Source organism: Prochlorococcus marinus subsp. pastoris str. CCMP1986 (assembly GCF_000011465.1).
GTDB lineage: Bacteria > Cyanobacteriota > Cyanobacteriia > PCC-6307 > Cyanobiaceae > Prochlorococcus_A > Prochlorococcus_A pastoris.
Genome location: NC_005072.1, coordinates 955378 through 976992, shown reverse-complemented (window position 1 = coordinate 976992; position 21615 = coordinate 955378). Strand labels below are relative to the sequence as shown.

Genomic DNA, 21615 nt, shown 5'->3' with positions numbered 1-21615 from the left:
AAGTTTAATTTTGTAGAGAAATCCAGTTGCCTTCAATGCTGGAGCCTGCTTCCTTATCACATGTTCCACCTAATGAATTAACAATGGTACATGTATTGTGAACAGCAACAGAAACTGTATTCCCTGTCATCATTAATCCATCAACAAATATTTGATTAGAAGCTAAAGGAACTGAACTTTGTCTACTCAAGTTTTTTAATAACTTAGAAGCTGGTATTTGTTCAGGAAATATTGCCTTAACATTTTCTTCATCAAGCATCTTCAACGTTGATTGAATATTGTCAGGTCTTAAACTTGATGAGTCACCAATAAAATCTAGTAAGCTAATAGTCTCAAATCCAAAAGCATTGCCGTAATATTCCATTGCTTTATGTTTAGATACAATAACTCTGTTGGATTCTGGAATTGTTGAGACCTGTGCAACAATCCAGCTATCAAGTTCTTCTAGTGTTGAATCTACTGAAGCAAAGCTCGCATTGATTGATTTCCTGTCAGATCTATTAAAAACAGAGATATCTTTCTTTAAACTTTTACTTACAACTTCTCCCATCTTTTTGATGTTATGAGGATCATGCCAAACATGTGGATCTAATCCTCCGTGATCATGGTGATGATTTCCCTCGCCTTCATCTGGAACTTGTGCAATTGGTTCAACATCGCTATTAGATAAATCTTTAAAGAAGTGTTCTTCGGCTTCAAACTCAAAAGGCATATGTTCAGTGAAGAATGTATATTGGCCATCTTCTTGAATTTCTACATTAAATACTGTACTCTCCTTCCCTTGATCAAAATTAAGAACATAGGCTTTATTACTAGCTACAAGAGTCCCATTATTTTTTTTATTTATTGACTTCTTAGAACCTAATAGTTCTTTAGCAAGTTTTTCAGAAGATTCAATATCATTTGATTCGAGAATCACCATTTTCATAGCTGGATCTGCATATTCCCCTCCTACCTTTGCGAATGACCATTTGTAGGAACCTTTAGAGAGTTGAAATTTGCCTGCCCATTCAAATGAACCTTCTGCATGGTCATCATGCCCAGAGTGATCATCTATATCTATAGCACTTACACCAATTACAACTGTTTGAGGCTTACCCTCCCAATTTTTCATGCTTGGGGTCATCTCTTTCCCTAGAGTAAAAACTTTATCCGCACTTTTAAGTAATTGAGCTTGTCTTGGAGTTATTTTAAAGTCATGTACATCTTGTTTTCTATCAACCAAACAAGTTACTTCATCAGAAGGTAAGGCAATAGATTTTACTAAATCGCAAGTGAGTGGCTCTACAGCTACATATGATTTTTCTTTCGCTAAAACATCTTGAGCAACTGTTGATAATAATACGGTTCCAGCTAATAAAGAGTTTTTGATAACAGAATGATTAGATCTCTTATTACTAAAGATTACTTTTTTAAAAATTGACATTAAACAAATTTCAAATACTTAAAAATGATAATCATTTTCATAATTCATAGCAATATTTGGTATTAATTGTTATGAAATAAGTATGGATTCCTTAATATTGATAAAATAAAGGTCTAACTGACTTAAATATATTCTTTAATGGCTACTTTAATTGCAGATAATTTAACTTATTCTTATTCAAAAAAAAGCAAGCCAGCTTTAAATAAGGTTTCGGTTCAAATAAAACCAGGAACATTGACTGCTCTTGTTGGACCAAATGGAGCTGGTAAATCAACTCTTTTGAAATTATTGCAAGGACAAAATAATCCTGATATTGGAGATATAACAATTGATGGTGAAAGTTTAGTTAGAACTAGATCCCAGGTTGCACTTATGCCACAAAGAAGCTCAATGAATTGGAAATTTCCGATTACTGTTGAAAAATTAGTCTCATTAGGTCAAATAAAATATTCAAAATCAAAAAATACTAATCCATTCCAAATAAAGGCTCTTCTCGCAAATCCAAAGTCTTGGGTTAATAAATGTTGCGAATTGGAAGCAACAATGCAAAGAGTTGGCATTTCAAATCTTGCAAATAGAAGACTTGATTCTCTTTCAGGCGGACAACAACAAAGAGCACTTTTGGCTAAAACTTTAATGTCTCCTGCAAGAATTCTTCTGCTAGATGAACCATGTGCTGCATTAGATCCTCCCGCAAAAGACGATTTTCTTAAAATAGTCCGTAAACTTGCAGATGCAGGCTTAGCTCTGTTTATAAGTAGTCATGATTGGGGCTCATCTCTCAATAGTTATGATCAGGTTGTTGTTTTAGATAAAACAGTATTAGCATCCGGAACTCCCAATTCAATACAAGGCAAATTGGATGATCTCAATATTAGTTCTTTATAAGAGAATAATATCTGTGATTAAAAATATTTTTAAATTTAACTCTGAGCTTGATAACAGTTTTGGCAAAGGCCGAAATATTCAAGTGTATGAAACAAAAGTTGAAATTTTTTTGGGTTTTTCTTTGGACTATGAATATCTTTTACCGGACAACCTTCCATTTTGGAGGTTTCTCCACATTGAACACATGTCAGATGGTGAATATCTCTATCAACAGGAGTGTAAAGTACTTCACCTGTTGGAAGATGTCTAGATCGAATCAATCCATGTTTTATAAGAGTTTGAAGATTTCTATAAACTGTTGTCAACCCCATGGATTTGCCTTCGATAATCAATAGCCTATGCAATTCTTGACCACTCAATTCATCATCACATTTTTTAAGTTCTTCAAGAAGTTGCTCTTGTCTTTTGGTAATGTCGGGCTTGGTTACCATTATTTTCAAGATCTTTTAATGTCCTGCTTTTTTGATCATAACGAATCATACGATTAATGTCTTTTTTAAACAACTGGTGGTTAATTCCTTTAATAATTACTATTTTCTCTGGAATATTATGCCCAGCCATGGGAACAGTATTGATTACTCATAGAAGACTATTACAAGTAAATTTAATTTCTCATTGTGTTTTACCGGGACTAGCTCTAGCTCTAGCTCTAGGTATTCATCCCTCAATTGGAGGAGTTATAAGTGGTCTTGTCGGAGCAATTATTGCGGAGAGTTTAACTAATAAAAAAAGTGAAAATTATGAAGCAGTTATGAATACAATTCTTGCTGGCATGCTTGGTTTTGGGGTTTTACTAATTCCACTTCTTGGGATAAGAATTGATTTAGAGGCAGTATTATTTGGGGATTTATTAACCGCAAACCTTGGCGATTTGTTAAGAACAATTATTGCTTTTCTAACATTCATTTTATTAGTAACGTTCGGATATGAAAAAGTTGTATATGTCGGATTAGATCCAGAGGGCGCCTCAGCTAGTGGAATAAATGTGTCTTTGTTAAACCTAGCTCTAAGTTTCACGACGGCACTAGTTATCGTTAGTTCAATGTCTGCTGTTGGAGTAATTTTAGTAATTGCATTACTTTCAACACCTACTTTATTAGGACTTGATAAAGCACAAAGTCTTAGGATTGCAATGATGAGATCTTCATTCTTTGGACTTTGTATTTCTCTATTGGGTTTTATTCTTTCAATTGTTTTTAACTTATCTCCTGGTCCTGCAATAAGTGTTATTTGCGTTGCTTCGTTAATAATTCCAAAAATTGGAAATAAATTTTAAAACTTTTTTCAAAGTTTAAATGTCCAATCAGAATTAAGGACCTCCGCTTCTGGATTGTTTTTTAAAGCCACTTCAATAGCATCTTTCTTGTTGTTTGCTATCACAACTTCATCAAACTCTTTGCCGTCTTTTTTTAAACTTACTTTGAAGCGCATTGAAATATTAAAAAGTCATTTTCATCTTAAATATTATTAGAAAGAAATGAATACTTTATTGCTAAAAAATGTAATTTATTAATTGAATATTATCTAATTTTTTTGAAGCTTTTCTACTACACTTTCTTTCTCAATTTTTGCTACATCTTGAAGTCCGTTAGCATCAAACCAAGGGGCACTTTCCCAATCAAATCCTTCTCCAAAGGTATTATCGGGTGCAGCGACATACCAATGACATGATGTATCAGGAACATCTACTGCACACTTTGACCAATCAGCCTCCCATTGAGGAACTTGAACCCACATAACAGAAGCTAGAAAAATAGAAATTATAAAATCCATAATTTTTGGTTAGCAAAATTTAGAGAGATTTTTTTCACATTCTTTTCTTCTTTTCCTCCAGTATTCTTCAACTATTTGATAATTATGCTTTGCTTTAAAGTCTTCTAGATTATTATCTTTATTTTTAAAAAAGGTATGTTTTCTTTTCATAAAGTCCTCCAATCATCGAGAAGTTTATAAGACAGATTTAATATTTTGGAAAGTGGATTTATACTCAAATAATTTCTTTTTAAGCCTAGTTATTTTTTTAAGTATTCAGAGTTTAAGTTTAAACAATAGGGAATTGGCAAATATAATTTAATAAATCTAAAAAACAAAAAATTAAATTATTATTTGCTTTGTTTTAGGAATATATTTATCAGGATTCTCGTCAATGTACCTAAATGAATATTTTACAACTCCTCCAATAATTGAAATAAGGACAATTGCAATAAAAATGTAAATTACTTTCTTGTATCTTTTTTTCATTTGAAAATATCTTGTACCAATCCAAGTATTCTAGTTTTATTTTTTAATAAGTAAATAAATATAAATAGGGATTAATACCGTGGCTTTTTTAATTCGAATAATTGTAGATTGATTGAATCAGAAACTCCTCACACACATTTTTCTGATAGTAATAAGTACTCGAATAATAATTTGAGTACTTTTGGTTTTTAGCTTTGTGACAATTAATATACTTGCCCAATAAGTATTTACTCTATAATAAAATCATGTGAAATTTAAATTGTGTGTAGGAGAGGTTTTATTAAATCAGTGGAAACAAGGAAACACTCGATTTATTAGAACCAATTTAGGCCCCTTTAGGGGTCTTTTTTATTTGCTGCAAAGGTTATATTGATTTAATAATTTGTTGAAATTTTCAACTCTTTCATTTTTCTCTTTTAAAGGTCTTGAAAAATCAAGTACTGCAGCACAACATAATTGCCAGCAAGATTTTTCCTTAAGTTCTAATTTATTGCATATATCCTTTGGAGCCATTGTTAATGTATTTATCTCTGAAATGTGTTGAATGGTTTCCCATAATTCTGCTTCTAGAAAGTCAAGTTCAGTACTAGACAATAATTCTGTGGCTATATAATCTTTTATTAATTCAGTTAATTCCAAAATATTTAAATTTATTGAAACTTAATTCTAAATCTTAGAAGTTTTTAGTTCTTCTATAAGATATAAATTTTACTGAATATTATTCCATCAAATTTTTATTTTTGTTAGTTAGATTAAGAAAACTTCATGCTTGTTTTAATGAAAATCTTTTTTGTAAGTTTCTTTGTATTCATAGGATTTATATTTCCCTCAGCTTCATTTGCTTCTCACATTGAATTGAGTGAGTGTGTTGAAATAGCACATTGTGTCAGAGAAGAATGGGAAGTAGATTCAATCGAACAACCTTTTAAGGAAGTTAAAGAAATTATCGAGAATACCCCAAGATCAGTAATTGTTGAACTTGATGGAGACTATCTTCATGCTGAAGTAACAAGTAAATGGATGAAATACGTTGATGATTTAGAAGTATCTTTTGTTCCTGAATCTCGTAAATTGCTTGTTAGGTCTGAATCTAGAGTCGGTGAAGGTGATCTAGGTGTGAATCAAAAGAGGGTTGATTTATTAAAATCGAAGTTGTTTTAAATTCATTTAGATCGATAGTTTTTCAAAAAAATTTATAGATAATCAATTAATATCTTTAATTTTAATTGATTTTAAAAATGTAATATTTATATTCTCCTTTAACCAAAGCATTATTATTAACAGGTGTTATTAAAGAATTTAAATGATAATAAATCTAATTTTATTATTTATTTTTGGAGCTATTTTTTTTTGGTTCTACAAGAACATAAGGAAACGAGGTTTTCTATGGATAGCTAAGGGATTATTGCAAATTGGAATACTAATATTATTTGTTGGCAGCTTTTTTAAATTGTTTCTTACTTTACCCTCTAACTTATATATAAAGTTGCTATTTTGTCTTACATACGTATGGTGTACTGTAGGTATAAATGTTAATTTCATGATTCCTTTAATCGATTTAATTGATAAGAAAATTGATAAATATAAATAAATCAAAAATTATTTTAAATTTTTTATTTAATAAAAGTAATTTTACTCTATTGGCAAAATGACAAAAGACAGTAGATTAAGTCTATGAAAAAATATTTTCTTAATTTTTTAAGTATTTTTAAGCATAAAAAAGATACTAAAATCTATTCTATTCAAGAGTTAAATCAACTTAGACAAAGAGAAAAAAAAATTCAATTAGCTAGAAAATCTCGAGCATACATTTCAGATTTAAACAAAAGGCAAAAATCATGGGTTGAAATAAGTAATAGAAAGTCCAGAAAAGTATCCTAAAAAATTTCTAATATATCGATTAATAAGAACAAGAATCTTATTCATTCTTGTTTTTATCGGACAATCTTTTTCTGGTATATCTAGTTTTAAATGCTAAATCAGTAATTATAAATATTCCAAGTAAAAGAATAATTATTCCTATGAAGTATTTCATATAATCGTATTATTAAAAATTGAAAATTATTTTTATAAAGTTTATTGGTTATGCCAATTTATTTTAATATCAAGCGATTCAGAAAGATTTCTAGTGACAGGACAATCTTCTGAAGCATTTTTTATAAAATCAATTTTTTCTTTTGATAAGTCATCAGGAATATAAATATCTATTTTTAGTTGTGCTATTTTCCTTTCTTTATTCTTAGTCATTATTTTCTCAATATCTAAATAAATATTTTTTAATTCCCAACCATTTGATCTCGCTTTGATAGACATTATCGTTAGAAGGCAAGAGCCTAGAGAGGTTGCGAGTAAATCAGTTGGTGAGAAGTTTTCACCTTTCCCGCAATGATCTATAGGTGCATCAGTTGTGATTAGATTCCCAGATTGGAGATGTTTGGCTTCGCATTTTAAGTCCCCTAAATAAGAACATGTTATTTTACTCATTTAAAAACTATAAATTAGAACTATTGTTTTTAACTTCAGGATATGAAGTCATTATTGCATCAGCTAAATCTCTCAACATATCAGCTATGTATTGTGGTGGGCATTCAAGTTCATTAATATAAGAAACACATCTCTTAGAAAGGTCGGTATAGGCAGGAAGAATGATATTATCGATTTGAATTTTTGTTGGTTCCCATCTATTAATATTTTTTTTATCCATAAACATTTTTATATATGCTAAGTGAGTTATTTTAAAAAGATATAAGTAGTTGAGCATATGCTAATTTAATTTTTTTTCAGATCCAAATTCTTCTAAACAATATTCAATCAATTTCAACGCTTCATTTATAGTTCTCTTACTTTTGTTTTCTAGATCAAAACATTCATTCAAGATTTCAGCTGATTTTTTTAATTTAATTTTTTCTTCATTTTTTAAATCATTAGTAATAACAAAATCACGATATGTTTTTAAACTAAAAAGGAAGACTATAGATAAAAAAATCACAGCGAGAGTTATCCTTAAATTTTTCATGTATTTATTGTTTTTATCTGATCTTTTTGATTAATTAATATGTTCTATTGAATTATCTTATATGTTATTCATAAACAATGTTCTTAAGTACTAAATAATTATATTTGTAGTAGCAGCAATAGTAATAGCAGCAATTAAGACAAATATATATGGAACTACTTTTATAGGTATATAAATACTTTTCTTTGACATAATGTTGTTTTTTTTAATATAATCATTATTCAATATATTCTTAAGTCTCTAAATATACTAAAACTTAATTTTGAAAAACATTTATTTATTTAAATTTTCATCAAATAAAGAATCTCCAGATCCTGCCTTGAATCAGATATTTTCCTTTTCAAAAAACTTAATTCTTCTTGATTCATTTTTGATTCTTTAATCATCATTTCTGCTTGATCAATAGCATGCTCAATATTTTTTATCTTAATGTCTCTTATTGTTGGATTCTCCTTGCAGGTTTTTATTGTTTGTGAATCAAGCATAGTTTATTTTAATAATTACTTTTAAAATTCTGTTGATTAGTAAAAAGTTTCTAATCGCAAAACTCATCAAAATTAATTAATATAAGATCAAGAATTTTAATCTTAACTAACCTTCTCTTCATTTGATCGAGTGGGTTTTTTTTTATGGTGTAATATGTCCCTAGCGTAAATTTAAAATTTGGAAGAATCAAAGCAAATCCCTGAGGAGAAAAATTCAATTGAATCATCTTCCGAAATTAAGAAAGAAAGTAATAAAGAGGAGAATTTTAAAGCATTTACTGAATTTCTTGAAAATGCAAGTAATCAAGAGATTGAGGATGAAAAAGGTAAATCTGATTTAGAAGTGGATAAACCAGTAACTAACGACAATTCGCTTTTTAAAAGAGTTCTCAACGATGGATTTGATGGGATTTCATCAAATCCTAACTATAAAATGTTGGCATTATTAATCATTCTTTTGATTAATTTGTCTTTATTTTTTGTTATTGGAAATATAGGTAAAGCTTTCTTGAGAAATGCAGGAATAATGTAATACCTTAGCTGTATCTGTCTGAAATTTGAACTTTACATTCTTTGGTTTTAAAAAAAAATTGTGATAATTTGATCTAAATTTTATTTTAAAAATATTGAACAATAAAGAACCTGAGAATCCTGTTTTTTATCTCTCTAGTTTAATTAAAAAGTTAGATGTAAAGAACAGAAATGGAATAGTGGCGTTAGTAATTGTTAATTTACTAGTTATTCTTTTATTTAAATTTTATTTGAAAGGATCCGGTTTATTGTCTTGACTATGTTTTGAGATAATTACTCAGCGTTTTCAAATTGTTTAGCTAACCTGAAAGCCTTTTTGATAATTAGAAACCCTCCATACAATCCAGCTAGTAAAGGTAAAACAATTAAAGGATTTGGTGAATAATCTGAATAATTCTTTACACCATCAACATATTCATATCCTGAACATTTTAGGTAAAGGAAAGTAAAAAATGTAATACTCCATCCAATAATTGATAAGACTCCACCTTTTTTATCTCCCTCGTAAAATCTATCTAAACCTAAACCCCAACCTCCGATTAAGAATATTCCTCTTACAACAGAATTTTTTTCTTTATTTTTTAGCATAATTTTAAAATGTTCACTCTGAACATAACTCATTTATTCCAATCCCGCGACATTCGCTTAATTAGATTTACTTGATTCTGATTTTTATTTCTGGTTTATTAGTAATAAACACTTAGATAAATCACAAGAGATTTTTTATTTAGAATTAAGTAAGGATATTGTTGGTCTGATATAAACAAAAGTTGATCCATAAATATCTTTCATTACTCTTACCTCTTCATCTAAATAGATAACTGATACTTCGCAAGAAGGTGATTCTTTATTCCAAGGCAATTTTTCCCATACTTCTTTGACTGGATACCATCTTTCCATTAATAGCGTGCTAAACAATGGAATCTTATTAAGTCCATCAACTTTGGAGACTTTGGTTTTCTTCAAATTCATTTTAAGTACCTTATCTTCTAAAATTAAATCATCAGCAAGTGTTATTACTCTTCCTCCAAAAGTTGGAAGAAGCTTGAACCAACCAAGAATTGGAATTATTGTAAGCCCAAATATTGTGGTATCAAATGTTGATAAAAATTCTTTTTTATCAAAATCAATATTTTGAGCAATTCTTCCAATGGTAGAAAGACCAAATGATCCTACTTGTAATTGATGTAGTTTAAAAAAAAGATTACTTTTAAATTCATCATTTAATGCTTTTTCTATAGCTAAAAAGAACGGTGAACTTCTAAATAATTCAACTGTTGAATAAATTAATTCCCACTCTCCAGATAATTTTTCTTCAGAAACTTCCGTATTAAAACTTTCAAGAATATCTATAAGGTTTCCCATCTCTTTCAACTTCTCTTGATACATAGGTGCAATTAATTTGTTCAGTCTTTGCCCCCTGTCAGTAATAGCTGCAATTTGATATATCTTCTTTTTTATCTCCTCAATATCAGTCATAATTAAATTTTCACAAACTCTATATTAATTTATTTTATGAGTATTGGTACTACTTAAATGATTTTTTTTTGGTTGGATATTAATTTGTTTAATATTCTCCCCATCTTTTGCCAATTTCAAAACCCCATTTGGAAGTTAAGCAAATTACTTCTTCATGATTTTTACAATCCGACAACTCTTTCTTTTTTACAGGATTATTTTTAATTAATTCTGATATCTTGTTTAATTGCTCTATTTTTTTTAGAAAATTTACTAAATCTTTTTCAGCCATTTTGATATTAAGATGTATATTTCTGGTCGTAAGTGAAAATATAATATAAGACCCAGCCAACTCCACCAATTAAAATTGCAACCATTATATTTACTGACCAAACTATTTCTATCATTTTGTTTTTATTTATAGAAATATATTAACTAAATTTCTAATTAAACTTGTAATCTAATTTAGCAAAGATCTAAATATTGTTTAAACATATATATCTGTACTATATTTGTTTTAAAGTACACATCTTAAAATATGGGAGAAGCAAAAAGAAGAGAAGAATTAGGATTGCCGCCAAGAGAGAAGAAAGAAGCAAAAAAGGACTCAAAAAGTAATTTAAATCAAATCTTGAATAAATATCCTTTTGCTCCATACATCTTGGGAATTTCTCTCCTTACGATTTTAATAATCGATCTAGTTAATTACTATAAATAGTTTTATTTTAAAAAAATTTCATATCTTAATTTTTAATTCATAAATCTGAATTCTTTTATTCCGCATTTATAAAAATATTTTTCCATAATTAATAGATTACTTCATTAAAAAACTAGAATCGCCAATGTTTGATAATATCGGTACCGCCTTAGTCCAAGCAATAGGATTTTTTGGTGTTTTTGGATATTTTGTCTATCAGCTTTTATCAGATGGTAAAAAACCAATACAGAATCAATCCAAATCTCCTGTTAAAAAAGTAAATCAAAAAAAAGATTTAGAGGATAGACCTAAGAAGCAAGGATTATTTGGTAGAAAAAGAGAACCTATAACTGAGGATGTCAAACCAAAGAAAAAGGGATTATTTGGTAAAAAAGTAGAACCAGTAAAAGTTGTAGAAGAGCCTAAAAAGAGAGGTTGGTTTAGGTAAATAATTTAAGAGAATTTAAAAAGGATTTTGATATCTTTTATACAAAAAATTTTCAATTCTATTTTTATAATAAAATAAATATATTTACTTAAATGAACTATAGAGAAATTACCAAAAGATATAGTGATTTAATTAATAGAGCAGAACAAGCTAATGGTAGAAAAGAAATTGTTGGTTTACTTAAAAAAGCTGCTAAATTAAAATCCAAAATTGAAATTAACTAATAATTATTAGAAAATTTAAAAATTTTTCTAAATGTAAAAATTTTTTATAAAAAAAAATATACATGCGATAATCGTATGAAATTTTTTAGTTATGAATAAAAAAGGTTATACAACAGAAAGCGGTGGAAGACAAAATGGATTCGCAATTGAACCAGAAATTATTCCAATAACACAGGGAGAATCTAAAAAATCTTTTCTCTTATTCTTAGGGATATTATTACCTTTCTTAATAGGTGGGATTTATTATTTTAAAACACTTTGAAAAAAACATTTTTTCATAAATCATTTTTGGAAATATATTCTTGAGAACTAATAATATCCTGCATTAGTCCTTGAGAAGATGAGTTAAATCCATTTTTCTCAAGAAAGTTTTTAACTTCCTTAAATTTTTTTTGAATTTTTTTGGTGTAAGGGGTTGTCATTAAATAGTCTTCTTGTTCCGTGGAGTAATTCATTTAATTTAATTTTGATTATTACCTTAGATTTTGCTAAATATTTCATAAATAATGAAGTTATAACCATTACAAAAAATAATTACTAGTAATAAATACTTAATTTGCGAAAATTAATTTTTTAATTTTTGTCGGCAGATATTATTGTGAGAGATCTATTTTTTTAATACTAAAGAGTGCTTATTGTCACTAGTTCCATTAAATCTCTAGATTTCAAATAGTTTTGAAATACATCAGAATAAAAGGCTCTTTTTGCAGCTATCTTAGATTCAAATTCTATTACTATACCTAGTTGGCCCCCATCCCACTTGTGTGAGTTGGAATCTTGAGTAATATCTTTTTTTACCACAACCCCACCTACAGATCTTATCCATGGCAAGACTGTCCTTATGTATTCGAGAAACAACTCAGCATTTGGTATGGATATTTTCTTAAGCCAGTAACTCTTTGTCATGGAATCAAAACATTTTCAGTAGAATATAGCATATCAATGTAAGTATTTTTGCTCAGGTTATTTTTAAATCTTTTTAAATGAATGTAGAACAACAATTATTGGACTTAATCCTTTCAAGTCCTAAAACAAAAAAGATTAAAAATATGGCTGAAGAACTAGAGAAGGAATCAAAATTTACCCTTAGCAATGATGTTGAGAAGTTAAAAGGAATATGGGAGCTTAGATGGAGTAGTTCAAAAGCTCCATTTCTAAATTACTCTCCTCTAGTTGATAACCTTCAAATTCTTGATCCGTTAAATCTAAATGGTTTGAATTTACTCAAGCCTAGAGGGATTAATTCAATTATTGGAACAGGAATAGTAGCAAAATTGAGTTCTTTAAATGAAAAGAAAATTGGTGTTAGTTTTACTCATGCTGGAATAATTGGACCTTATATTGGAATAAGGAAAATAAACGCTTTAACTAAGATTAAAAAAGAACAAAAAGGATGGTTAGAAATTACTTTTTTAAGCAAAAATCTTAGAATTTGCAGGGGTGATAAAGGAACTTTATTTATTCTCAGAAGAATTAAAGACAATATCTTATTTGAAAGATTTCAAGAATTTATTACGTCTCTCTAAATTATTTTTATCTTTTAATCCAAATATATTTTAAAAAAAAGAATATTGGCACATATTTAAAGGTCTCTTTGGGTATTTCATATGACAAAAATTTTAATAATTCCTCTATCCAATAACCTAGGTCAAGTCCAAATAGATATCTTTCCAAAACGAACCAAAACTCTTTATCAAAAATTGTTCTTAAATTAAGGTATATATATTCCCAGTGAAATGTATTCCAATATTTTTGCAAATAAGAAGAGATTATTAGCCATAATGATATAAATAAAAAACTTTTTATAAATTTATAGATCTTTTTCATTATTTTTAGCTAAAACAGAATAGATTTTTATTAAAAATTCTTCAATTTAATATAATTAATAATCTTTTTTATTTCCATAAAATATGATTAAAAAAAAATAATGAAAAATTTCTAGTGGGAAATAATTATTTGTCTTTTTTAGTTAGATTTTGTGCCTTTATATTTTTATTTCTTAAATTAAATCCTAAAAATAAAAAAATTAGATAAATTAAAATACTACCAAGTAGGATTGTTAATATTTTTGAAATGTCCATAAGGATTTTAATATAGCTTATGAATATAAATTAAAACATTAGTTTTTAAATATTAAATATTATTCCGCATTAATAAGTAGTAATTTACTAAGCTAAATTAAATATTTAAGATATATGCCAATAGTTTTCGCTTGGAGCCTTTGCCTGTCTGTTGTAGTTGTATTACTATCGACAATTCCTTTGACTCTTGGAAGAATCAAAGCTGGTTATTCTGTGGAGAATATGTCTGCACCAAGAGCATTATTTGATAAATTGCCAGACTTTGGTAAAAGAGCAGTTTGGTGTCATCAGAATTGCTGGGAAAGCATTTCTATTCATGCTCCAGCTTGCATACTTTGTTTAATTACTTTGCCTGATTCAAACCTCTCATTAATAGCAGCTTGGATGCATCCTCTCTTACGTTTCTTGTATATTGGCGCTTATGTTTTAAATATTCCTATTGCTAGAGGTTTAATATGGGCTTCTGGGATTTTTACGACACTTGTTTTATATAAAGAAGGGATATCCCAATTTATGTAATTCAACTATATCAGTAAATTTTCTAAATCTTTTAATTCAAAATCATTTATTAGTTTCACTTTATTAGCTCTAGCTAGTTTTTGTGCAGATTTAGTAAAACCAGATTTTGAGACTAATACCGCATGAGTTCCTTTCCAATATAATTTACCAGCAGAAATTTCTTGAACAGCATTGTTGCCTACTGCTTTTTTATGATTTTTACATTGAATACAAATCCTTAAATTATCGATGGAGGCAATCAAATCCACTCCTTGGTCTCCGGTAATAGGTGTTTCTTTCACTTTCCACCCATTCTCTTTGAGAATTTCCATACAATGATTTTCAAATATAATTCCTTTTTTATAGTTTTGATTATTAATCCTCGATGTATTATTTTCTATTAAATTTAAACAAGTTTTTTCTATTTGGCTAGCTATGAATATAAACCAGTCTTCATTCTCCAAAATTCTACTCACACCAATTATTTCATCATTAATAATTGGATTAATCTTGCGATAAGCTTTCCATTTTTCAAAAAAAATGTCTGTACCTGAAAATTTTTTTAAAATGACTTTTTCCCAAAAGTATGGAATACCTTCTTTTAACCTTTTTGAACCATTATTGATGCTTTTCTCAATTAACTTTTCATCTAGAGGGGGATTACCAATCCACTTTTTCAAGTCTTCGTTGCCATAAGCATCAATAACTTTTAATCTAATTCTTTCCTCCAATAGATTGTATTTATTTTCTTCAATAAGTCTATTTATCGTTTCAAGGAAGTAATTTGCATTTAAGGCATCATTTAATTTATCTTTTCTTTTTTTTAATAGAAAAGATTTTAATATAGTTATCAAAAATAACAAAATTAAAGAAACTAAAATAATAAAAATATTATTCATTATTTATTATTTTTTAGTTAAAAAGATTTTGTTTTTCTGATTATAAAATCATTTTTTGTAATTAATGTAGAGTTTTTTACATCAAAACCATTTATTGCTGAGATTTCGCCTTCAATACCTTCAAGTGTTAATTGTTCAATAATACCTTTAATAACTTCGTCTTCAACTAATTTTCGATCAATTCTTTCTGGTGTTAAGTCTGTTAACCATTTGGAGGTCTTTTTTTTTACAACTTCAGTCGGATTTGTTATTTTTAAGTAAATTGCCATTTTATAAAACGTTTATATTTATTATAATTCAAGTCTTTTTTATTCCTTGTTTTTGTCATTACTTTCCCATTCAAGAAACTGAAAAATAATAATTGCAAAGATTGAAAAAAATACAATAAAAAGACCTAGCCATCCTATAAATTTGTTTTCAGTAAAAAGATTAGTTAGAGAAGAGGTTTCCTGATAATTTGATTCCATTTGATATTGATATGAATCCAAGACAAGAAATATATCCTTCATTAGTGAAAAGAATTTAATTACTCTAATTAATTAATAAATTAGCTAACTATAATCTTATCCGTTTAATTTTAAAAAAGCTTTTGATATGAAATCAGGCCTTTTCCTTATAATAGAAAAACTTTTTTTATTTATTAGAACCAAATTAACCTTAGCTATGGTCAAAATTGTTTTGCTTTTGTTAATGAATTTTGAATGGATTTTTATTTTTGGACTTTTGCTTATTTCAAATATAGTTTCTATTGTTACAGTATCTCCAAGAAATAAGGGTGATATATATTTTATTGAAGTATCTATTAAAGGTAAGTCAAAACCATTTTTTGTAAGGTCAACATAATTTAAACCTGCTTTTGAAAGTGCATTGATCCTTCCTTCTTCAAGCCAATCAAAATATGTACCATGCCACATAACCCCAGCGTGATCTGAATGTTGTGGTAATACTAACTTTTCAATTTTCCAAATTTTTTTCATTTAGATTAAAATTTTGAAATTTATATGTGTATATTTATAATAAAAATATAGTTATTGAAGTTGGTTTTTATTAATTAAAATAAAAAAAAATAAAAAATTATATTTTAAAAATTATGTTTAATCGAAATTATAAAGAAAGAAAAATGAAGAAAATATTCCAGTGGAGAGAATATTTAAATTGGGAAAAAATGAACTCAACTCAAAAAATTAATTTTAAAAGAGCATGCTTGTTCCCTTTCTTAGTTTATGTCGTTTATGTTTTCCTTTTTAAATATTCAATGGCTATTCTTATAATGATTGGAATTTATTTCTTGGTAAGATTCAAGAATAGAAATAAATTAAATAAATAGTTTGTATTAATTTATATATTTAGAATTGTTTTAATATAAGAAAAATTTTTTTCAAAAATTTATTTTTGTAAGAGAATATTTTTTTATTAGTTTTTTTATGAAAAACATTATTTTAATTTCATTTGTTTTTATTAGTTACTTTTGTTTTAGTTTTAGTAATTGCTTGGCCGATGAAATTGGTGGCGAATTAAGTAATGATATATCTATGGAATCAAAATCTAGTGATGTTAAAAGTGATATTAAGGATAAAGGCGATATCCCTATAACTTCTAATGAAGATATTTTTGGCGACGAGCAAGCTTTCCCATTTATAGCTGGTTTAGGAAAAAATGCTGCACATTAATTCGAAGTACAATGTTTTTATCAATCCTCTTTTAAGTAAAAATATTGAAGGGTCTTAGAGTTATAGAGCTTTCTGAAGCACTCAATGTTGACAGCTCTGATCTGTTGGCTGTATGTGCAATCTTAAAATGTAATGCAAGTTCAAGATTGAGTATGCTTACGTTTGAAGAATGTAAAAAAATTTCGGATTACTATGAGAGAAATTCTTAGATGTTCTTTTTTTACGAAGATGGCTCAAGAAATTTATTCAATTTCTTTTATCATCGAAACTAATGTGCCATGAATTTCATCTTCTGAGATTTCATTTTTAAAATTTATAATTGCAAACTTATCATCATATTTAATTTTCATGAATTGACTGGAAATTTCTTCCAAATAAGCTTCCTTAAATTCTGAAATCTTTCCATAATATTTTAGATATTTATGTACAGATCCAATGTGATCTTTATTCATATGTTTACAAACTCTTTGACTCGTCTTTGAACTTATTATTTTCATTTTAAAATTTAATTATTTTCAGGTTAATATTTTTTTTTCATAATTTAAAGTTTTAATCGCTTTATTTATTAATTCTTTAACCTCATTGGCGTCTATTGCTCTTACTAATTTATTTCGAAGACTTGTAGCTTCTGGAAAATTTTTACAAGTCCATGAAATATGTTTTCTGGCTATTAATAAACCATGACTGCCCTTTTCTTTTATAAGTTCATCCAAATGTTCAATAATCAATAACAATTTTTCTTCAATATTTGGTTCTTCAAAACCTTTAATTTCTTTAACTGCATAATCTATTTCTCCTATTTTCCAGGGAGAACCAAGTATGCCTCTCCCAATCATTAAACCATCAGCATTTGTTTTTTTTAAGCAATTATAAGCGTCCTTAGGATTCTTAATATCTCCATTTGCAATTACTGGTATTTCTAAAAGCTCTTTAATTTTTCCAATCATTTCCCAGTCTGCTTTACCTGAAAAGCCTTCTTTTCGAGTTCTTCCATGTAAGGTTATCATTTCAGCTCCTGCATCTTGAAGACTTAATAGAAATTCCTCTATATTCTCTTCTTTATTTTCCCAACCAAGCCTTGTTTTGACTGTAACAGGTACTTTTACAGCATTTGAAACTCTTTTTACTAATTCAATAGCTAATAAGCGATCATTAATTAAGGCACTTCCACCCCCTTTTCTTGAGATTTTTTTTACTGGACAGCCCATATTTATATCAATTAGAAATGCACCTGAATCTTCTGCCAATTTTGCAGCCTCTGAAACAGCAAAGGGCCTATTATCAAATATCTGCACACCTATAGGACCTTTTTCTAATTCAAGTTGTTTTATTTTCTGAGTGCCATATCCATGTTTAAGACTTGTCGCATTAATCATTTCTGTAAATAGTAAAGATTCTGGAGCCCATTTTCTTACTAATTTTCTAAATATTTTATCGGTAACTCCTGCGAGAGGAGACAACATTACTTTACTATTTATTATTCTCGATACACCTTTGCCTCTTAATTTTATAATTGAAGACATTATGTAAAAATCCACTTCTGATATATTCACTATAGATTGAATAATTAACATTCATTTGATTCTGTTTTTTATTAATAAAAAATTTAATTAGATTTCTTTTTATTCTCTTAATTAGTTACTATTTTTGCTAAATTGAAAAAAGGTTAAATTTTTTAGGTGCTGTATTTTTGATCCTTTTATTATCAATTTTTCTTCAAATTTTTCTTTTTTTTGCTCCTAATAATGTTTATGCAATTCAAGGAAGTCTTGATTTGTCTAGTGCTCAAACTTCTGTAGGTAAAAGGTTTGCTAAAGTTTTTTGTGATGCTAAAAATGAGGGATTAGACTCTGAGTTTGCAAGTGAATATGCTTTAAATAATACATATCTAAAATTTGTAGCTTTCCCAGACGATGATCAATATTTAAATGACCTTTGGGAGTTTACTTCTAATAATATTTTAGATAACTGCGGAGATAAAATTAATATAAACGATTTAAAAGAATTAGAAATTTTCTTTAAAGAAGAAGGTATTATTGCTTCAAATAGAGAGCTTTATTTACCTACTTTTGAAAATAATTAGCCTTAATTTTTATGATGTACTAAAGTAAATTCAGAATGTTTGAAATTGATGAATTTTTTAGGTTTAAATTCTCCAGCAATTTTTGTAATATCAGTTATTGTTCTTATAATTTTGGGACCAAAAAGAGTAGAAAAAGGTTGGTTGTTATTCCAACGTTTATTAAAGTTTCTTCTTAGTAATAAAGAGGAAATTTCTAAAGAAAATTTAAATTCAGGATCGCAATTAGATTTGGAATCAGTGGTAAATGAAGTTAAAGAAGAGTTAATAGAAGCAAAGTCAGAGGAACCAGAGGTAATTGAAGTTAAAGAAGAGTTAGTAGAAGCAAAGTCAGAGGAACCAGAGGTAATTGAAGTTAAAGAAGAGTTAGTAGAAGCAAAGTCAGAGGAACCAGAGGTAATTGAAGTTAAAGAAGAGTTAGTAGAAGCAAAGTCAGAGGAACCAGAGGTAATTGAAGTTAAAGAAGAGTTAATAGAAGCAAAGTCAGAGGAACCAGAGGTAATTGAAGTTAAAGAAGAGTTAGTAGAAGCAAAGTCAGAGGAACCAGAGGTAATTGAAGTTAAAGAAGAGTTAGTAGAAGCAAAGTCAGAGGAACCAGAGGTAATTGAAGTTAAAGAAGAGTTAGTAGAAGCAAAGTCAGAGGAACCAGAGGTAATTGAAGTTAAAGAAGAGTTAGTAGAAGCAAAGACAAAAAGGAAAAAACCTAAATTCAAAAAAAGCTAAAACAATGATAATTAAGAATAAATAATCCTATATATATTCATTTAATTATAAAATTTCAAAAATAATTACAGCCTTTTGGTTTTATTTGGTAAAAAAATTTTTAATATTAATACCAAATTAAGAATCTATTGCTACTTCTATTGCGGCAATTAAATTTTCATCGAATGGTTGAATACCAGGTTTAAACCTTGCAATCACATTACTATCTTTGCCAATTAAAAATTTTTCAAAATTCCATTCAACATCACCCTTTGGTTCAACATTATTTAGTGTTGTATATGGTTCGCTAGTATTACCTTTCGCGTGTACTTTTTCCATAATTTCGAATTCAACACCATATTTTGTAGAACAAAAGTTCTTTATCTCTGTAAGAGAATCAGGCTCTTGATTCCCGAAGTCATTACAAGGGAAAGCAAGAATCCTTAAACCTTTTTTTGAATATTTATCGTGAAGCTTTTGGAGATCCTTATATTGAGCAGTATTACCGCAATAACTGGCGACGTTTACTATCAAAATTACATTTCCTGAATATTGGCCAAGTTTTTTCGCTTCTCCATTTGCTGAAACAACGGTTGTGTTTTGGACATCTACTACCATAAGTTTGAGAAATTTATCTATTGAAGATAACATTGAAAAAATGTTTTTGCGTTTTTTAAAGACCTTATTTGCCTATTATTTTTATTTGTAATTTTTAGTAAAAAGTTTTTACTCAACTTATATAATAAAATAACATACTTAAAAATTAACTTGGACCCCTTAGACCCTCTTACTGAAATTATTAAATCAGGACAGGGCTTCTCGCCTTCAATTGCTCTAGAACGAATCCTTTGGGTAATGATGGCTTTTTTCTTTCTTGGTGCTATTTCAACTTCAATTACAAGAGGAATGAAGCAAAATGATTGGTTCGGAAATAATTCTTTTTTGTCTAATTTAAAAGCTAATAAAAGTGAAGATAAACTCTCTAACAAGCTATCTGACGATAATAAATAACATAAATTTATTTAGAGATGAGCAGCTTTAAATTTATTCCCAAGAAAATATTATTACTTGGCAGTGGCGAACTTGGAAAAGAATTAGTGGTTGAAGCTAAAAGATTAGGCCTAGAAGTAATAGCTATTGATAAATACGAAAATGCACCTGCGATGCAATTAGCTGATAATTCTTTTGTCATAGATATGAGTGATAAGGAAATACTAAAAAAAAAGATAAAAGAACTCAATCCTGATTTTGTAGTACCCGAAATTGAAGCACTATCAATTGAAGCTTTAAAGGAATTGGAAGATGAAGGAATAAATATCGTTCCTAATGCTAGAACTGTTGAAATAACTATGAATAGGGATAAAATAAGAGACCTGGCATCTAAAGAATTAAATATAAAAACTGCAAAATTTAGTTATGTTTTTAATGTTGATGAGCTAGAAATAAAGTCATCTGAAATTGGATTCCCTCTTTTGATAAAGCCTCTAATGAGTTCATCAGGTAAAGGTCAAAGTTTAGTTAATAGGAAAGAGGATCTTTTATTAGCTTGGAATGATGCCTTGAAAAATTCAAGAGGAAAAATAGTTGGTGTAATACTTGAGGAATTTTTAAATTTTGATTATGAATTTACTCTTTTAACTATTAGAAAAACTAGTGGAGAGAATATATTTTGTGAGCCAATAGGTCATGAACAATACAAAGGAGATTATCAATGTAGCTGGCAACCATTGGATATGAATCAATCCTTGATTAATGAAGCCCGAAAAATGACAACAAAAATATTAAACAATTTAAATGGTTCAGGTATATATGGGGTTGAGTTTTTTGTTAGAGGCAAAGAGGTTATATTTTCAGAATTATCTCCTAGGCCTCATGATACAGGAATGGTCACCTTAGTTAGTCAAAACATAAACGAATTTGAATTACACTTAAGAGCCTTTTTAAATCTACCTATACCAAATATCTCACTATTAAAGCCATCAGCAACCAGAGTAATAATATCAGATAAAGAATCTAATACTCCTTCATACTCTGGACTAAACGAGGCATTAGAACTAGAGAATACTAAAGTTCTAATATTTGGGAAACCAACAGCAAAGAAAGGAAGGAGAATGGGGGTAGTCCTTTCAACAGATGATGACCTAAATATTGCTAGAGAAAATGCGGACAAGTCAGCACTTAAAATAAAAATTGTTTCCTAATTTATAGAATATTAAATAAATATTATAAAAAAACTACTTATTTCCTTCGTTTTTGTTTTCTGTCTTTGTA

At 28.1% G+C, this 21615-nt stretch carries 40 protein-coding genes; 16 read left to right on the top strand and 24 right to left on the bottom strand.

Annotated features, from left to right (window positions below):
• Positions 1-4: 4 nt before the first annotated feature.
• Positions 5-1426 carry a metal ABC transporter substrate-binding protein gene (locus TX50_RS05550; protein ID WP_011132665.1) on the bottom strand — a complete coding sequence of 474 codons (1422 nt, stop codon included), beginning with the start codon at positions 1424-1426 and terminating at the stop codon, positions 5-7.
• A gap of 138 nt (positions 1427-1564) precedes the next feature.
• Between TX50_RS05550 and TX50_RS05545 the strand changes: the two genes are divergently transcribed.
• The gene (locus TX50_RS05545) at positions 1565-2314 is read left to right on the top strand and encodes an ABC transporter ATP-binding protein (protein WP_011132664.1); all 750 of its coding nucleotides are present in this window, start codon (positions 1565-1567) and stop codon (positions 2312-2314) included.
• Between the two features lie 35 nt (positions 2315-2349).
• On the opposite strand, the gene TX50_RS05540 is transcribed toward TX50_RS05545, so the two are convergent.
• Positions 2350-2745: a Fur family transcriptional regulator gene (locus TX50_RS05540; RefSeq protein WP_011132663.1), complete on the bottom strand. Its 396-nt coding sequence runs from the start codon at positions 2743-2745 to the stop codon at positions 2350-2352.
• Positions 2746-2801: 56 nt separating this feature from the next.
• Between TX50_RS05540 and TX50_RS05535 the strand changes: the two genes are divergently transcribed.
• Positions 2802-3590: a metal ABC transporter permease gene (locus TX50_RS05535; protein WP_011132662.1), complete on the top strand. Its 789-nt coding sequence runs from the start codon at positions 2802-2804 to the stop codon at positions 3588-3590.
• 8 nt (positions 3591-3598) lie between these two features.
• Here TX50_RS05535 and TX50_RS09745 read toward each other — a convergent pair whose 3' ends face one another.
• The 5 genes from TX50_RS09745 to TX50_RS05525 all read right to left on the bottom strand — a co-directional run bounded on the left by TX50_RS09745 (position 3599) and on the right by TX50_RS05525 (position 5194).
• Entirely contained in the window at positions 3599-3745 is a 147-nt protein-coding gene (locus tag TX50_RS09745; protein WP_173028020.1) for a hypothetical protein, read from the bottom strand.
• Between the two features lie 93 nt (positions 3746-3838).
• Positions 3839-4087, bottom strand: a complete 249-nt coding sequence (locus tag TX50_RS05530; RefSeq protein ID WP_011132661.1) for a hypothetical protein — start codon at positions 4085-4087, stop codon at positions 3839-3841.
• Positions 4088-4096: 9 nt separating this feature from the next.
• Positions 4097-4237: a hypothetical protein gene (locus TX50_RS09740; RefSeq protein ID WP_173028018.1), complete on the bottom strand. Its 141-nt coding sequence runs from the start codon at positions 4235-4237 to the stop codon at positions 4097-4099.
• Positions 4238-4408: 171 nt separating this feature from the next.
• Positions 4409-4555, bottom strand: coding sequence for a hypothetical protein (locus TX50_RS09735; RefSeq protein ID WP_173028016.1), 147 nt, complete (start codon positions 4553-4555; stop codon positions 4409-4411).
• A 348-nt stretch (positions 4556-4903) separates the two neighbouring features.
• On the bottom strand, positions 4904-5194 hold the full coding sequence (locus tag TX50_RS05525) for a hypothetical protein (protein WP_011132660.1): 291 nt from the start codon (positions 5192-5194) through the stop codon (positions 4904-4906).
• Positions 5195-5332: 138 nt separating this feature from the next.
• Here TX50_RS05525 and TX50_RS05520 point away from each other — a divergent pair, with 138 nt between their 5' ends.
• Complete coding sequence (locus TX50_RS05520) at positions 5333-5716, top strand: DUF1499 domain-containing protein (protein WP_036930333.1); 384 nt, start codon at positions 5333-5335, stop codon at positions 5714-5716.
• Between the two features lie 195 nt (positions 5717-5911).
• Here the strand turns inward: TX50_RS05520 and TX50_RS09470 are convergent, their stop codons facing one another.
• Entirely contained in the window at positions 5912-6097 is a 186-nt protein-coding gene (locus tag TX50_RS09470; protein ID WP_157859391.1) for a hypothetical protein, read from the bottom strand.
• Between the two features lie 132 nt (positions 6098-6229).
• On the opposite strand from TX50_RS09470, the gene TX50_RS05510 reads away from it, so the two are divergent.
• Positions 6230-6436 (top strand): hypothetical protein, encoded by a 207-nt coding sequence (locus TX50_RS05510; protein ID WP_036930275.1) that lies wholly within the window; start codon positions 6230-6232, stop codon positions 6434-6436.
• A 195-nt stretch (positions 6437-6631) separates the two neighbouring features.
• On the opposite strand, the gene TX50_RS05505 is transcribed toward TX50_RS05510, so the two are convergent.
• From TX50_RS05505 to TX50_RS05490, 4 genes are all read right to left on the bottom strand, one after another.
• The gene (locus TX50_RS05505) at positions 6632-7039 is read right to left on the bottom strand and encodes an OsmC family protein (RefSeq protein WP_011132658.1); all 408 of its coding nucleotides are present in this window, start codon (positions 7037-7039) and stop codon (positions 6632-6634) included.
• Positions 7040-7046: 7 nt separating this feature from the next.
• Positions 7047-7259, bottom strand: coding sequence for a hypothetical protein (locus tag TX50_RS05500; RefSeq protein ID WP_036930277.1), 213 nt, complete (start codon positions 7257-7259; stop codon positions 7047-7049).
• A gap of 60 nt (positions 7260-7319) precedes the next feature.
• Positions 7320-7571, bottom strand: coding sequence for a hypothetical protein (locus TX50_RS05495; protein ID WP_011132656.1), 252 nt, complete (start codon positions 7569-7571; stop codon positions 7320-7322).
• 281 nt (positions 7572-7852) lie between these two features.
• The gene (locus TX50_RS05490) at positions 7853-8056 is read right to left on the bottom strand and encodes a hypothetical protein (protein ID WP_036930278.1); all 204 of its coding nucleotides are present in this window, start codon (positions 8054-8056) and stop codon (positions 7853-7855) included.
• Positions 8057-8234: 178 nt separating this feature from the next.
• Between TX50_RS05490 and TX50_RS05485 the strand changes: the two genes are divergently transcribed.
• Complete coding sequence (locus TX50_RS05485) at positions 8235-8588, top strand: hypothetical protein (RefSeq protein ID WP_036930280.1); 354 nt, start codon at positions 8235-8237, stop codon at positions 8586-8588.
• 272 nt (positions 8589-8860) lie between these two features.
• On the opposite strand, the gene TX50_RS05480 is transcribed toward TX50_RS05485, so the two are convergent.
• From TX50_RS05480 to TX50_RS05470, 3 genes are all read right to left on the bottom strand, one after another.
• Entirely contained in the window at positions 8861-9175 is a 315-nt protein-coding gene (locus TX50_RS05480) for a hypothetical protein (protein ID WP_036930282.1), read from the bottom strand.
• 135 nt (positions 9176-9310) lie between these two features.
• The gene (locus tag TX50_RS05475; RefSeq protein ID WP_011132654.1) at positions 9311-10066 is read right to left on the bottom strand and encodes a PAP/fibrillin family protein; all 756 of its coding nucleotides are present in this window, start codon (positions 10064-10066) and stop codon (positions 9311-9313) included.
• A gap of 88 nt (positions 10067-10154) precedes the next feature.
• The gene (locus TX50_RS05470; protein ID WP_011132653.1) at positions 10155-10337 is read right to left on the bottom strand and encodes a Nif11 family protein; all 183 of its coding nucleotides are present in this window, start codon (positions 10335-10337) and stop codon (positions 10155-10157) included.
• 246 nt (positions 10338-10583) lie between these two features.
• On the opposite strand from TX50_RS05470, the gene TX50_RS05465 reads away from it, so the two are divergent.
• From TX50_RS05465 to TX50_RS09730, 4 genes are all read left to right on the top strand, one after another.
• Entirely contained in the window at positions 10584-10763 is a 180-nt protein-coding gene (locus tag TX50_RS05465) for a hypothetical protein (RefSeq protein ID WP_036930285.1), read from the top strand.
• A 124-nt stretch (positions 10764-10887) separates the two neighbouring features.
• Entirely contained in the window at positions 10888-11190 is a 303-nt protein-coding gene (locus TX50_RS05460) for a hypothetical protein (RefSeq protein ID WP_011132652.1), read from the top strand.
• Between the two features lie 92 nt (positions 11191-11282).
• Positions 11283-11414 (top strand): hypothetical protein, encoded by a 132-nt coding sequence (locus TX50_RS09940; protein WP_268741250.1) that lies wholly within the window; start codon positions 11283-11285, stop codon positions 11412-11414.
• A 91-nt stretch (positions 11415-11505) separates the two neighbouring features.
• The gene (locus tag TX50_RS09730) at positions 11506-11676 is read left to right on the top strand and encodes a hypothetical protein (protein WP_011132651.1); all 171 of its coding nucleotides are present in this window, start codon (positions 11506-11508) and stop codon (positions 11674-11676) included.
• 13 nt (positions 11677-11689) lie between these two features.
• On the opposite strand, the gene TX50_RS05455 is transcribed toward TX50_RS09730, so the two are convergent.
• Both TX50_RS05455 and TX50_RS05450 read right to left on the bottom strand, forming a co-directional pair.
• Positions 11690-11869: a hypothetical protein gene (locus TX50_RS05455; RefSeq protein ID WP_036930287.1), complete on the bottom strand. Its 180-nt coding sequence runs from the start codon at positions 11867-11869 to the stop codon at positions 11690-11692.
• 166 nt (positions 11870-12035) lie between these two features.
• On the bottom strand, positions 12036-12320 hold the full coding sequence (locus TX50_RS05450) for a DUF1330 domain-containing protein (RefSeq protein ID WP_011132650.1): 285 nt from the start codon (positions 12318-12320) through the stop codon (positions 12036-12038).
• Between the two features lie 77 nt (positions 12321-12397).
• Between TX50_RS05450 and TX50_RS05445 the strand changes: the two genes are divergently transcribed.
• Together TX50_RS05445 and TX50_RS05435 are read left to right on the top strand one after the other, a co-directional pair.
• A complete protein-coding gene (locus TX50_RS05445) occupies positions 12398-12940 on the top strand; it encodes a PAP/fibrillin family protein (protein ID WP_011132649.1) in 543 nt (180 codons plus the stop codon).
• A 669-nt stretch (positions 12941-13609) separates the two neighbouring features.
• The gene (locus tag TX50_RS05435) at positions 13610-14014 is read left to right on the top strand and encodes an MAPEG family protein (RefSeq protein ID WP_011132647.1); all 405 of its coding nucleotides are present in this window, start codon (positions 13610-13612) and stop codon (positions 14012-14014) included.
• Between the two features lie 5 nt (positions 14015-14019).
• Here the strand turns inward: TX50_RS05435 and TX50_RS05430 are convergent, their stop codons facing one another.
• The 4 genes from TX50_RS05430 to TX50_RS05415 are packed head-to-tail and all read right to left on the bottom strand — an operon-like array spanning position 14020 to position 15869.
• Entirely contained in the window at positions 14020-14892 is an 873-nt protein-coding gene (locus TX50_RS05430; RefSeq protein ID WP_011132646.1) for a restriction endonuclease, read from the bottom strand.
• A gap of 17 nt (positions 14893-14909) precedes the next feature.
• Positions 14910-15161 (bottom strand): hypothetical protein, encoded by a 252-nt coding sequence (locus tag TX50_RS05425; RefSeq protein ID WP_011132645.1) that lies wholly within the window; start codon positions 15159-15161, stop codon positions 14910-14912.
• A 39-nt stretch (positions 15162-15200) separates the two neighbouring features.
• The gene (locus tag TX50_RS05420) at positions 15201-15401 is read right to left on the bottom strand and encodes a hypothetical protein (protein ID WP_036930289.1); all 201 of its coding nucleotides are present in this window, start codon (positions 15399-15401) and stop codon (positions 15201-15203) included.
• Positions 15402-15455: 54 nt separating this feature from the next.
• On the bottom strand, positions 15456-15869 hold the full coding sequence (locus TX50_RS05415) for an acyl-CoA thioesterase (RefSeq protein WP_011132644.1): 414 nt from the start codon (positions 15867-15869) through the stop codon (positions 15456-15458).
• 447 nt (positions 15870-16316) lie between these two features.
• Here TX50_RS05415 and TX50_RS05405 point away from each other — a divergent pair, with 447 nt between their 5' ends.
• Complete coding sequence (locus TX50_RS05405; protein WP_011132643.1) at positions 16317-16562, top strand: hypothetical protein; 246 nt, start codon at positions 16317-16319, stop codon at positions 16560-16562.
• Between the two features lie 242 nt (positions 16563-16804).
• On the opposite strand, the gene TX50_RS05400 is transcribed toward TX50_RS05405, so the two are convergent.
• Both TX50_RS05400 and dusB read right to left on the bottom strand, forming a co-directional pair.
• Positions 16805-17059: a DUF2470 domain-containing protein gene (locus TX50_RS05400; protein WP_011132642.1), complete on the bottom strand. Its 255-nt coding sequence runs from the start codon at positions 17057-17059 to the stop codon at positions 16805-16807.
• 18 nt (positions 17060-17077) lie between these two features.
• Entirely contained in the window at positions 17078-18085 is a 1008-nt protein-coding gene (gene dusB, locus TX50_RS05395; RefSeq protein WP_036930291.1) for a tRNA dihydrouridine synthase DusB, read from the bottom strand.
• A gap of 167 nt (positions 18086-18252) precedes the next feature.
• Here dusB and TX50_RS05390 point away from each other — a divergent pair, with 167 nt between their 5' ends.
• Both TX50_RS05390 and TX50_RS05385 read left to right on the top strand, forming a co-directional pair.
• Positions 18253-18645, top strand: a complete 393-nt coding sequence (locus tag TX50_RS05390; RefSeq protein ID WP_011132640.1) for a hypothetical protein — start codon at positions 18253-18255, stop codon at positions 18643-18645.
• A 48-nt stretch (positions 18646-18693) separates the two neighbouring features.
• Positions 18694-19365: a hypothetical protein gene (locus TX50_RS05385; RefSeq protein ID WP_011132639.1), complete on the top strand. Its 672-nt coding sequence runs from the start codon at positions 18694-18696 to the stop codon at positions 19363-19365.
• A gap of 117 nt (positions 19366-19482) precedes the next feature.
• On the opposite strand, the gene TX50_RS05380 is transcribed toward TX50_RS05385, so the two are convergent.
• Positions 19483-19962: a glutathione peroxidase gene (locus TX50_RS05380; protein WP_036930346.1), complete on the bottom strand. Its 480-nt coding sequence runs from the start codon at positions 19960-19962 to the stop codon at positions 19483-19485.
• 150 nt (positions 19963-20112) lie between these two features.
• On the opposite strand from TX50_RS05380, the gene TX50_RS09315 reads away from it, so the two are divergent.
• Entirely contained in the window at positions 20113-20355 is a 243-nt protein-coding gene (locus tag TX50_RS09315) for a hypothetical protein (RefSeq protein WP_011132637.1), read from the top strand.
• A 17-nt stretch (positions 20356-20372) separates the two neighbouring features.
• Positions 20373-21545, top strand: coding sequence for a formate-dependent phosphoribosylglycinamide formyltransferase (purT, locus tag TX50_RS05370; protein WP_011132636.1), 1173 nt, complete (start codon positions 20373-20375; stop codon positions 21543-21545).
• Positions 21546-21615: the final 70 nt, after the last annotated feature.